8 protein-coding genes are annotated in these 12,607 nt (G+C 53.1%); 5 read left to right on the forward strand and 3 right to left on the reverse strand.

Annotated elements, in window-relative coordinates; all coding sequences use genetic code 11:
- Window positions 1–92 precede the first annotated feature (92 nt).
- Window positions 93–329, forward strand: a complete 237-nt coding sequence (locus AC3CB2_RS13750; RefSeq protein WP_008547452.1) for an Lrp/AsnC ligand binding domain-containing protein — start codon at window positions 93–95, stop codon at window positions 327–329.
- A 70-nt stretch (window positions 330–399) separates the two neighbouring features.
- Here the strand turns inward: AC3CB2_RS13750 and AC3CB2_RS13755 are convergent, their stop codons facing one another.
- Window positions 400–2,703, reverse strand: coding sequence for a xanthine dehydrogenase family protein molybdopterin-binding subunit (locus tag AC3CB2_RS13755; RefSeq protein ID WP_352933363.1), 2,304 nt, complete (start codon window positions 2,701–2,703; stop codon window positions 400–402).
- A 404-nt stretch (window positions 2,704–3,107) separates the two neighbouring features.
- Here AC3CB2_RS13755 and AC3CB2_RS13760 point away from each other — a divergent pair, with 404 nt between their 5' ends.
- Window positions 3,108–4,082: a DMT family transporter gene (locus AC3CB2_RS13760; protein ID WP_008547450.1), complete on the forward strand. Its 975-nt coding sequence runs from the start codon at window positions 3,108–3,110 to the stop codon at window positions 4,080–4,082.
- Window positions 4,083–4,154: 72 nt separating this feature from the next.
- On the opposite strand, the gene AC3CB2_RS13765 is transcribed toward AC3CB2_RS13760, so the two are convergent.
- Window positions 4,155–5,822 (reverse strand): long-chain-fatty-acid--CoA ligase, encoded by a 1,668-nt coding sequence (locus AC3CB2_RS13765; protein ID WP_352933365.1) that lies wholly within the window; start codon window positions 5,820–5,822, stop codon window positions 4,155–4,157.
- 241 nt (window positions 5,823–6,063) lie between these two features.
- Window positions 6,064–7,779 (reverse strand): adenine deaminase, encoded by a 1,716-nt coding sequence (ade, locus tag AC3CB2_RS13770; RefSeq protein WP_352933367.1) that lies wholly within the window; start codon window positions 7,777–7,779, stop codon window positions 6,064–6,066.
- A gap of 483 nt (window positions 7,780–8,262) precedes the next feature.
- Here ade and zwf point away from each other — a divergent pair, with 483 nt between their 5' ends.
- The 3 genes from zwf to eda all read left to right on the forward strand — a co-directional run bounded on the left by zwf (window position 8,263) and on the right by eda (window position 12,490).
- Window positions 8,263–9,735 carry a glucose-6-phosphate dehydrogenase gene (zwf, locus tag AC3CB2_RS13775; protein ID WP_352933370.1) on the forward strand — a complete coding sequence of 491 codons (1,473 nt, stop codon included), beginning with the start codon at window positions 8,263–8,265 and terminating at the stop codon, window positions 9,733–9,735.
- Between the two features lie 239 nt (window positions 9,736–9,974).
- Window positions 9,975–11,849, forward strand: a complete 1,875-nt coding sequence (gene edd, locus AC3CB2_RS13780) for a phosphogluconate dehydratase (protein ID WP_352933372.1) — start codon at window positions 9,975–9,977, stop codon at window positions 11,847–11,849.
- Complete coding sequence (gene eda / locus AC3CB2_RS13785) at window positions 11,849–12,490, forward strand: bifunctional 4-hydroxy-2-oxoglutarate aldolase/2-dehydro-3-deoxy-phosphogluconate aldolase (RefSeq protein ID WP_054782722.1); 642 nt, start codon at window positions 11,849–11,851, stop codon at window positions 12,488–12,490. Before edd ends, eda begins: the two co-directional genes overlap by 1 nt.
- Window positions 12,491–12,607 lie beyond the last annotated feature (117 nt).

Raw genomic sequence — 12,607 nt, forward strand, 5'->3', positions numbered from 1 at the left:
CAACGCAAAATGCTCACAAAACAACGCAAACTCAATTTTGAGCGCACCCGGAAAGACAAAACAGGCTTACGGGACAGAAGGATAGCAGATTAATGATTCCGTTCTTTGTACAGATCAAATGCCAGCTCGGAAAAACCTATCAGGTTGCCAACGCCATCGCAGACGCGGAAGTCGCCTCCGAGATCTACTCCACTTCCGGGGATTTCGATCTGCTGGCCAAGTTCTATATCAACGACGATGAAGACATCGGACACTTCGTTGCCAACAAGGTACAGGTCTTCGAAGGCATCCAGGACACCAGAACTATCATTACCTTCAAAGCATTCTGATACCTACGAAAACAGGCGGGACACCAGCCCGCCTGCACAATCTCACGTCAATGTCTGCGAGCTGCTTCGCTCAGCCCTGAGCGTCCTGAATAGCGCTCCACACAGCAACCGGCGTCGCGGGCATATCTATATGCTCAACCCCAGCATTCTTGCGCAGCGCATACTGCACAGCATTCATCACCGCCGGCGCCGCCCCAATAGAACCAGCCTCACCAGCCCCTTTAATGCCCATCGCATTTGTCGTGGAAGGAACGTTGCTTGTCGAGAAGTCGAAACTCGGCAAATCATCAGCACGCGCAACATGATAGTCCATGAAGGATGCTGAAAGCAGCTGTCCGGTTTCATCATAAACCGTGTTCTCACACAGCGCCTGAGAGATCGCCTGCCCGGCACCGCCATGTACCTGACCAGCAAGAAGCATTGGGTTCACCGTCACACCGAAGTCGTCCACGATCACATAGTTGACCACGTCCGTCTTCCCAGTTTCCGGATCAATCTCCACCTCACACACATGCGTGCCATTCGGATAAGTACACTCATCCTGCATGACTTTTTCCGCAGCGCTCAAGGTATCTGGCTGAGATCCCGCCACATCAGCAAGGCTGATCTGCTGGTCGGTTCCAACCACACGCACCTGCCCATCTTCAAGCGTCAGATCCACTGCACCAACCTCCAGCTTTTCACTGGCGATCTCCTTGATCTTTTTAACCAGCGTCTCAGAGGCTGCTTTCACAGAAGGCAATCCAATCGGGATCGATCGGGATCCGCCAGTGCCACCACCGGTCGCCACACGGTCCGTATCCCCCTGCACCATCTCAACCTGATCAAGCTGCAAACCAAGATACTCAGTAATCACCTGACCATAAGCTGTCGCATGGCCCTGACCGTTACTCTGCGTACCGATCAGCAATGTCACACTGCCGTTCTTGTTCAGCTCGAGCTTGGCCTCTTCACCACCCGCAAAGGCACAGGCCTCCACATAGGTTGACAGACCGATACCACGGTACAAACCCTTGGCTTTGCTCTCTGCTTCTCGTTCCGCAAAAGTGCCGTAATGGATCTCGTCCAACGCCTTTGTCAGATGAGCACCGAAGGAACCAGTATCATACATGCGTCCGAGCGCTGTTGTATAAGGTAAGGCCTCATCGGGGATAAAGCTCTTACGACGGAACTCAGCCGGATCCATACCCATCTCATGCGCAGCCTTATCAGCGAGCCGCTCCATCAGATAAAGCGCCTCAGGACGCCCTGCTCCGCGGAAAGCATCCACTGGCACCGTGTTGGTGTAAACACCAGTCGCTTCCACCCATGTGGCGGGGATATCATAAAGACCAGAGGTCATCGTGATGCCGACTTGAGGGATGCCCGGACCAAACTCGTGCAGATAAGCACCCATGTTTGCAAGCACATGCACCTTGAGGCCAATCATCTTGCCGTTCTCGTCGAGCGCAAGCTCAGCCGTGGATACATTATCCCGGCCATGCGCATCAGACATGAAGTGCTCAGTCCGTTCCTGAAGCCACTTCACCGGACGGCCAAGACGTTTCGCAGCGATCAGACACAGCGGATACTCAAGATAGGTGAACATCTTGGTTCCAAAGCCACCGCCCACATCCGGCGTCACAACGCGGATATCTTTTGGGTCAACGTTGAGTATGTTCTTGGCAATCAGGTCACGCATGGCATGTCCGCCCTGCGTTCCGGTGGTCAGTGTGTAACGTCCACTGTCGCCATCAAACTCACCAATACAGGCCCGCGGCTCCACCGCATTGGAGACCAGACGGTTATTGACCACCTTGATCTTGGTAACATGGTGCGCATTCTGGAAGGCCTCTTCCATCGCATCCTTGTTACCCATCCCAATATTGAAGGCTTCATTGGACCCATGCTCTGGCCACACCAGCGGCGCACCATCCTCTAGCGCAGCCTCGGTTCCGATTGCAGGATCGACATCTTCATAGTCTACCTCAATCATCTCCATGGCCGCACGCGCCTGTTCCACCGTATCGGCCACAACAAAGGCCAGCGCATCACCAACAAACCGAGCTGTATCAGAACAAAGAACTTCACGATGAGGCACCCAGTGCTTCGTGCCATCCAGCTGCCGAAGCACTGCTTTACACGGAATAGAGTTCGTCCCCTCAATGTCCGCCGCAGTCAGAACCAGCTGCACACCATCCATCGCCCGCGCATCATCCAATCCTCCCAGAGTGAACTTTGCAAACGCCAAAGAAGACCGCAAAACAACGGCATGCGCCGCACCTTCCACTTTCAGGTCATCCGTATAATGACCCTTCCCGGAGATAAAAGCGGCATCTTCTTTACGGCGAACGGGAGCACCAACTCCAAACTTCGGTGTAGCAACCTGATTCATGAAAACCTCAAAAATCTGGAGAGCGACCCAACACCGCACCTCCCAATACAGCTTTTTACGTATCAGCAGAGAACGTACAGTGGTTTTCTCAACCTGCAAGTGTTTTCTGGTGCACCACAGAGGTGTTGTTTCCAGAGTAACTTAACGTCACTAACACATCATCTGGAGCAAAATGCGGAGAGATATTTGTAGCTCTAAGTTGTCAGGAGCTTCGCGCTCTCTGTCGAAACTCTCAATCTAAAATTTGTTTTAGAATTTGACCAAACCGCGAACATTAGGTTATTTAAGTCATACACCCATCTGATCCTTGTTACATTTGCACGCCGCACAGGTGCGCACCATTTTGCACCGGACATCGGGTCTGGTCCTTTTGCCGGTAACAAGGCAGCTTCGAAAGCAGTTACATGCCTGTTCCTTCAGCAGAGCCTGAAGGCAGCTCATCACCTGCTGCGTTAAAAACAAGGTTTTCCGAAAAATGGCAAAGCCTGTCTAACAATACACGCGGCATCTGCTGGGCCCTTCTGGCAACATTTCTTATGGCCGTTATGAGCACAATCATTAAGCTGCTCGGCGACCGTCTACACGTTACTCAAATCCTTATGCTTCGCCAGTTTTTCATGCTGGTGATCTCAGCACCGGTCATCATCAGAGGTTTTCCGGGCTCACTCAAAACACAGGCTCCACTGCTTCATCTGGGACGCATCCTGCTTGCTTCCTCAGCAATGTACTTCGGGTTCACAGCCGTCATTCACCTGCCACTTGCTGAAAGCACAGTGATTGGGTTTGCGCGCACATTTTTCATCACGATCTTCGCCGTCTTCTTTCTGAAAGAAGTCATCGGCGTTCACCGTATATCCGCAACTATCCTAGGGTTCCTAGGTGTGATGATCATCGTTCAGCCCGGTACCGGCGCGGAAATGAGCATCTACAGCTTCATGGCGATCCTCGCCTCAGCATGTGCTGCACTGGTCGGCATCATCCTGCGCAAGGTCACTCAGGTAGACCAGCCCATCACGATCCTGACCTTTCAGGCAACCTTCGTCGGCCTGATCATGGCTCCGTTCGGCATCTACAACTGGGTTTCCATTGACCTGAACGACGCAATCCTGCTGCTCTGTCTGGCTGGCGTCAGCTGGGGTGCTCAGATGAGCAACATTCAGGCCCTCAAGTTTGGCGAAGCTTCGGCAATTGCACCATTCGACTATATTCGCCTCGTCTACGCAGCGATTATCTCGGTCGTGATCTTTGGTGTCTGGCCGCTCTGGACCACTTACCTCGGCGGCGCAATCATCGTTGCAGCCTCCCTATACACCCTGCACCGTGAAACAGTGCTGGGCAAGAAAGTGGCAACCGGAACAGCCCCGTCTAAAACGCACTAGAGCAGATCTACCTCTCCAACAAAAAAGCCCTCGCAAACTGCGAGGGCTTTTTCTTTGTCTATTAGCAGAACATCAGGTCGCCGTTTCAGCTGCACGCGTCTTGGCAGCTTCTTCTTCAACCAGCTCTTTCTTGGAGAGTTTGCCAACCATGGTCTTTGGCAGCTCATCACGGAACTCAATCGCTTTAGGCATCTCGATCTTGGAGATATGCCCCTTCAGGAACTCTTTGAGTTCATCTTCAGTCGCGCTCTGACCATCCTTCAGCTTCACAAAGGCCTTCGGCGCCTGACCGCGATATCCATCAGGGATCGCAATCACGATCACTTCAGCCACAGCCGCATGCTGATAAAGCGCTTCCTCAATCACTCGCGGATACACGTTGTAACCGGAGCAGATGATCAGGTCTTTGATGCGGTCCACGAGGAAGATGAACCCGTCCTCATCCATGTAACCAACATCACCGGTATGCAGCACACGGCCGCCTTCCAGCGTCTTGGCAGTCTCATCAGGACGGTTCCAGTAGCCCTTCATCACTTGGGGGCCAATAATGCAAAGCTCACCCTTCTCACCCGGAGCAACAACCTTTTCAGGCTCATCCAGATCGCGGAACTCAACAGTTGTACCCGGCATCACAACGCCGATAGAGCCGTCTTTACCTGTTCCGTCCATCGGGTTCGCAGAGGCCACAGGAGAACTCTCGGTCAGGCCATAGCCTTCCACCAGAACACAGCCGGTCAGCGCTTCAAACTTCTGCTTCACTTCCACAGGAAGCGGCGCACCACCAGACATACAATAGCGGATTGAAGTCAGATCGTAGTTCTTGGTCAGCTCACTGTTGTTGATCGCAGTGTAGAGCGTTGGCACCGCAGCAAACAGTGTCGGCTTCTTCTTGGCAGCCAGATCCAGCAGATCTTTCAGATCAAACCGCGGCATCAGCAGCATTTCTGCAGCACCAAGGATAGAAAGGTTCTGCAGCACGGTCATCGCAAACACATGGAAGAACGGCAGCACGCAGAGCGTTTTCTCGTAACCGCGCTTCAAGCCACCGTAGTGGCTCTCCAACATCTCCATGTTTGAGGTGATGTTGTAATGCGTCAGCATCGCACCCTTCGGCACACCGGTCGTACCACCGGTGTACTGCAGGATCGCAACATCTTCCTTAGGCTCAATCGCAACCGGCGTTACGCCTTTGGACTTCGCAAGGAAATCCTTGAAGCGGATATGAGCACTGTCAGCAGGAATGTTGGAAACGTCTTTACGTCTAAACAGTTGGAACAGCAGCTTCTTAGGCTGAGGCAAGATGTCAGCCATTGGACAGACGATGATGTTGTCCAGCGCGCCTTCCTGACGAACAGCTTCAACACGGTCATAGATCACGGAAAGATCCATAGTCACCATGATGCGTGCACCAGAATCCCGCGCCTGGAACGCAATTTCACGCTCAACATAAAGCGGGTTGAAGTTCACGACGACGCCGCCAACTTTCATAATCGCGAAATAGAAGATGGTGTAGTACGGCGTGTTTGGCAGACAAAGGCCAACCTTGTCGCCCTTCTTTACGCCCATCGCTTGCAGGGCACCCGCAGCACGCTCAACGAAATCTCCCAATTCGCCGTAGCTTGTTGTTTTGCCCATGAAGTAGATAGCAGGACGATGCGCATAGTTCTTTACGGTATCATCCAGATAGCTATCGATAGTACGAATTGGAAATTCCACTTGTCCCTCACGACCTGTCGCCATGCGCAGATCTCCTCCCCGAATTATTATAGTTCTTCAGACGAAGTTGACAGGAAACCGAAGCTGAGCGCCAAGGTTCATGTGCGCAACATATCAGAAAAACCTTATTTCATCATGCTTTGCGTGGAATTTGGGACAGGCTGACCATTACGTCAACCCAGACATACGATTGAACTTCAATGCGACACTTTCTTCCATTCCACTGATTTTTTCTAGAGAAACTCAGAGATATCAACGCCCTGCTCTATTGTATGAGCTGAAAACTCGACACATCAAACAAGCCAAAATCTGTAATTTTAAGGTGGGGAATAACCGGAAGAGGCAAGAATGCGACCTGCAAAAACGGCTCCGGCAGCACACAATTGAGCGATTTTGCGGCAGCACGCAGCTCTTCCAAACGCTCTTTGACCACCTCAAATCGCTCCAGACTCATCAACCCTGCAAGCGGCAATTCCATCTCCGCCAGCACCTGATCACCATCTGCAACAACAAAGCCACCACGCAGTGCAATGCATCGGTTCACCGCCGTCGCCATCGCTTCTTCGTCAGCACCCACCACACAGATGTTGTGACTATCATGCCCAACAGAAGATGCAATTGCCCCGGCTGTCATGCCAAAGCCATTCACGAAACCGGTCGCGATGTTGCCTGTCTTGCCGTGACGCTCCACAACCGCCACTTTGATAGCATCCTGTCCCAGATCGATCTGGGAGAAGTTATGCTCAACCGGCAGATCCATCTTTAAGTGCTCAGTGATGATGAGCCCTGGCTTCACCCCAATCACAGAGGTTTCCCGTTGCGCAGGTACGCGGAAGCTCTCAGCATGCACCGGTTCAGCATGGCAGCTATCCAGCAATCCTTCCGGTTCAACCAGCTTACGGCCTGCAAACAACGCGTTGGTGACAACGCGGCCACCACTAATCACCTGATTGACATCGCAGCTTTCCAGATCATTCAGCAGCACGATATCTGCACGCCATCCCGGCGCGAGCAAGCCACGATCACGAAGCCCAAACGCATTGGCCGCAGACCAACTCGCAGCCCGATAGACATCACGCGGCGCACATCCATGCGCAATCAAACGCTTGATGAGACTGTCCAGATGTCCCTCTTCCGCAATATCCAGCGGGTTCCGGTCATCCGTACACAGTGCCACAAAGCTTGCCCGTTCAGGGGTAAGCACCGGAGCCAGCGCATCCAGATCCTTGGAAACAGACCCTTCACGGATTAGGATTGTCATCCCCTTGGAGATTTTCTCTAGCGCCTCTTCTGCTGTCGTCGCCTCATGATCTGTACGAATACCCGCAGCAAGATACCCATTCAGCGCCTTGCCGCGCACCAGCGGAGCATGGCCATCAATGTGCTCGCCTTCAAACTCCGCAATCTTTGCCAAGGCATCAGGATCACCTGCCAGAACACCCGGAAAGTTCATGAACTCTGCAAGACCAATGACACTCGGGTGATCTTTGAACGGCATTAGGTCATCAATCTCCAGCCGTGCGCCTGCTGTTTCAAACTGGGTCGCAGGCACACAGGAAGAAAGGTTTACCCGCAAATCCAGAATGGTTTCCAACGAGCTATCGAGGAAATACTTGATACCTGCCGCACCAGTCACATTCGCAATCTCATGCGGGTCACAAATCGCTGTCGTCACACCATGGGGCAGCACACACCGGTCAAATTCAAAAGGAGTGACCAAAGATGATTCCACGTGCAGATGAGTATCGATGAAGCCGGGAACAGCGATCTTACCGCTGCAATCTATCTCTTCGACACCCTCATACGTGTCATAGGTGCCAACAATCTTCTCGCCTGAGATTGCAATATCGGTCTTCGTCAGACTGCCATCGATTACACTGAACAGCTCAACATTTTTCAGCACAAGATCAGCAGGCGCATTGCCTTGCCCTTGATCGATGAGTGTTTTTAAACCGGCAATCTTCTGCTGGCGAGATCCCATGTGATGTCCTCCCAGAGGAAGCACTTGGGTTGCTCCCTCATTTCTATTTCCCTAGGGGCAAGCCTAGCAAAAGATTGCGAGCTCCCCAATGCCGCCAATACAAATGCTTGTTGGAATTGTACAAATCATGTCAGTGAGAAAACAAAACCCACAGAAACAAGATTTTTTTGGTCTCCAGATCTCCTTTCGGCAGTCTGATTTGCCTACTTTCTAGGCACATTCGTATTTTTGCTTGCAATTTGATGAAACCCGCATCAAACAGAGGTGCAATTTCATAAATGCAACCTTTGTATGAGTTTTGACGCACATAAGAGCAGCCCAGCTGCCGAGCTTGCGGCCTCAGATCCGCGCCTCTCGCAACTCTACAATCAAATTTAATTCAGTTGGCCTGCGGGCTTGCTCCTGCAATTTCTCCAACTGAAAAACGCATGCCAAGCAATTGAAGTCGGATATCCGATACCGGCTCACGACTAAGGGAACTCCATGGCGAACCGTCCAACTCAATCAGACCCATTTGATCTCGTTGTATTTGGAGGCACCGGCGACCTTGCACACCGCAAGCTACTCCCGGCTCTCTATCACCGCGAACCAGTCGGTCATCTGGGTGAGGACGCCCGCATCATCGCCGTCTCCCGCCGTCAGCTCAGCGACACCGAATACCGCGACTGGGCCCGCAAAGCCATTTGCGAGCATGTGGCTGAAGTAGATCAGGAAGCACTGGAACGCTTCCTCGCTCGTATCCAGTACGTTGCAGTAGACGTTGCACAGAACACCGGTTGGGAAGCGCTGGAAGAAAAGCTCTCTGGCCGCGAAGACGTTGTCCGTGCCTTCTACCTCTCTGTTTCTCCTGATTTCTTTGGCCCAATCTGTTCCGCTCTCGGTGAGCACGATCTGGTGACAGAAAAGTCCCGCGTGACCATCGAAAAGCCAATCGGCAAAAACGGCAAGTCTGCACACGAAGTCAACGAAACCATCGGTTCTGTCTTCAAAGAACACCAGATCTTCCGTATCGACCACTACCTCGGCAAAGAAACCGTACAGAACCTCATGGCTCTGCGCTTCGCCAACGTACTGTTCGAACCGCTCTGGAATGCAGCTCACATCGATCACGTTCAGATCACCGTGGCTGAAACGCTGGGTGTCGAAAGCCGCGCTGGCTATTACGACACCGCGGGCGCTCTGCGCGATATGGTGCAGAACCACCTGCTCCAGCTCCTCTGTCTCGTTGCAATGGAACCACCTGAGTCCATGGCACCAGACAGTGTTCGCGATGAAAAACTGAAGGTTCTCAAAGCCCTGCGCCCAATGAGCGCTGAAATGGTGGAACGCAACACCGTGCGCGGTCAGTACCGAGCTGGCGCTTCCGCAGGTGGTGCTGTAAAGGGCTATCTGGAAGAGCTGGGCCGCGACGATTCAAGCACCGAAACGTTCGTAGCAGCAAAGGTGGATATAGAGAACTGGCGTTGGGCCAACGTTCCATTCTACCTGCGCACCGGTAAGCGTCTTGCTGCTCGTGTTTCTGAAATCACCATCCAGTTCAAAGACCTGCCGCACTCCATCTTCCTGCCAGACGCAGGCCGGATCGCAGCAAACAAACTGGTCATCCGTCTACAGCCTGATGAAGGCGTGAAGATGCAGGTCATGATTAAAGACCCGGGCCCAGGCTCCATGCGCTTGCGTGAAGTGCCGCTGGACATGACTTTTGCGGAAGCCTTCAGCTCCCGTCATCCAGATGCATATGAGCGTCTCATCATGGATATGATCCGTGGCAACCAGACCTTGTTCATGCGCCGCGACGAAGTGGAAGCTGCATGGAAGTGGATTGACCCGATCCTTGAGCACTGGTCCCAGGTCAAAGAAGCTCCAAAGCCTTACACATCAGGCACCTGGGGCCCATCAGCCTCCATCGCCCTCATCGAGCGTGATGGCCGTACATGGCATGATGAAACCTACTGATTAAGCATCAGGTGCCGGTCCACCGGCACCTCTTCACCCAAGCAAGTATTTCTCCCACTTGCGCCAATCCCCGAAACAATCAAAGTTGCCTATGGGCAGAGTTGTCAGAATAAAAATTAGGCTCAGAATTTAAATCGATTAAAACGGCTAAATACAGGGATTCTCCTCCTCCCAATCCCACCAAGGGCCGTTCGGTTTGGCTGATGAAAAGTCAAAGAACAAAAGGCAGAGCACAAGACATGGTTCATCCTCGCCTCAAAGAGATTACAGATCGCATAATCGAGCGCAGCGCTACAAGCAGACAAGACTATCTTCGTCGCATGAAGGCGCAGCACACCAACGCACCACAACGCACAAACCTTGGCTGCACCAACCTCGCGCACGGCTTTGCAGCCTGCCCGACAGCAGATAAGCAGCACCTCGCCACAGACAAGCAGCCAAACCTCGGCATTATCACCGCTTACAACGACATGCTCTCAGCACATCAGCCCTACGAGAGCTACCCGGAAATCATCCGCGAAACAGTCCGCAAAATTCAGGCAACCGCCCAGGTCGCAGGTGGAGTGCCAGCCATGTGCGATGGCGTCACACAAGGCCAGCCCGCCATGGACTTGTCCTTGTTCTCTCGTGACCTGATCGCCATGTCCGTCGCTGTTGGCCTGTCCCACGGTATGTTCGACGCCGCCGTATTCCTCGGTGTTTGCGATAAGATCGTTCCCGGTCTGCTGATCGGCGCACTGTCCTTCGGTCACCTGCCAGCAATTTTCCTCCCTGCTGGCCCAATGACCTCCGGCATCGCCAATGATGAGAAAGCCCGTATCCGCCAGCTGTTTGCCGAAGGCAAAGCCACGCGCGAAGAACTGTTGGCATCAGAGAGTGCATCCTACCACTCTCCGGGCACATGTACCTTCTACGGCACAGCAAACTCCAACCAGATGCTCATGGAGATAATGGGCCTGCACATGCCAGGCAGCTCCTTCATCAATCCGCTGACACCACTGCGCAAAGCACTGGTCGAAGAAGCCGTTGCGCAGGTTGTTGAGCTTACAGCACAGCGCAGCACCCCTACGCCGCTCTATGAGATCATCGATGAGCGTGCGATCGTAAACGGTGTTGTCGGCCTGCACGCAACAGGCGGCTCAACCAATCACACCATGCACCTCGTTGCGGTAGCTGCAGCAGCTGGCATTCAGCTCACTTGGCAGGATATTTCAGACCTCTCAGAAATCATCCCGCTGCTGGCACGCGTCTATCCAAACGGCAAGAGCGATGTAAACCACTTTGAAGCTGCTGGCGGTATGGGCTTCCTCATCCGCGAACTGCTCAGCGCAGGCTTGCTGCATGAAGACGTCAAAACCGTCAACGGCACAGGGCTGGATGGTTACACAGTCAACGTCTTCCTGAATGATGACGGCAGTATTCTTCGCAAACCTGCACCAGCAAAAGCTCTGGACGAGACAATCCTCGCACCAATGTCCGCTCCATTTAATAAGGACGGTGGCCTTAAAGTCCTCAAAGGCAACCTTGGCGCGGCCATCATCAAAAGCTCCGCCGTTGCTCCAGACAGACACATCATCGAAGCTCCCGCTCAGGTCTTCCATACGCAGGAAGGTGTTGAAGCAGCTTTCAAAGCAGGCGAGCTCAACAAAGATGTGGTTGTTGTGCTGCGCTACATGGGCCCGCAAGCCTGCGGCATGCCAGAGGCTCATAAACTGACACCACCACTCAGTGTTGTGCAGAACCGAGGCTATAAAGTCGCACTTGTAACCGATGGCCGCATGTCCGGCGCAAGTGGCAAGATTCCAGCTGCAATCCATGTTACTCCCGAAGCAAAAGACGGAGGCCTGATTGCCAAAGTGAAAGACGGCGACCTGCTACGCCTCGATGCAGTTAACGGCACTCTGGAACTGCTTGTTCCAGCTGAAGAATTAGCCCTACGTGAAATCACCCTGGCAGACCTGCAAAGCTGCCAGAGTGGAACGGGACGAGAATTATTCGCAAGCTTCAGAGCAAACGTGAGCTCTGCCGATACTGGCGCACGCGTTTTCAATCTGGAGCAGACTATCAAAACCCAAAGGAATGCTGACGTGGTCAGCGCAATGGAGACAGTGTAATGGCTCAGAATATCGAGCGTGTAGAAGCAATCATGACCGCCGCCCCGGTGATCGCAGTTCTCATTGTGAATGACCCTAAAAAAGCAGTTCCAATGGCAGAAGCGCTCGTTCGTGGCGGTATTCCGGGCATTGAGATCACGCTTCGCACTCCAAACGCACTGGATTGCATCAAAGCAGTGGCTGACAATGTGGAAGGCGCACTCGTTGGTGCAGGCACTGTCCTCAATCATCAGCAGTACGAAGCCTCAGTCAAAGCGGGCTCCACCTTTGTTGTTTCACCGGGCGCAACAGACAATCTGATCGCGGCAGCAGAAGACTTCCCGCAGGCACCTCTTCTGCCGGGCGCGGGGACAGCTTCCGAAGTGATGAAGCTTCTGGAAGCTGGCTACGAGCGCCTCAAGTTCTTCCCAGCAGTACCAGCCGGTGGCACTCCCATGTTGAAAGGTCTGTCTTCTCCACTGGCAGCGGCTAAATTCTGCCCAACTGGTGGTATCAACCTTGGCAATGCACGTGACTTCCTCGCGCTGCCAAACGTTCTCTGCGTTGGTGGCTCCTGGATTGCAGATGCAAAAGCAATTGAATCTGAAGACTGGGCAGGCATTGAAAAGCGGGCACGCGAAGCAGCTGCATTGACTGTTTGATCGCGAACCATCACGATTGATTGCATTGAATATCTTACCCGGGGTCTTACATCAAAGACCTGCCGACATTCTCGATAAGCAGACACCGGCTATCGGGTAAGAGTACGCATAAAAACA

Source organism: Pseudovibrio sp. SCP20 (assembly GCF_057774105.1).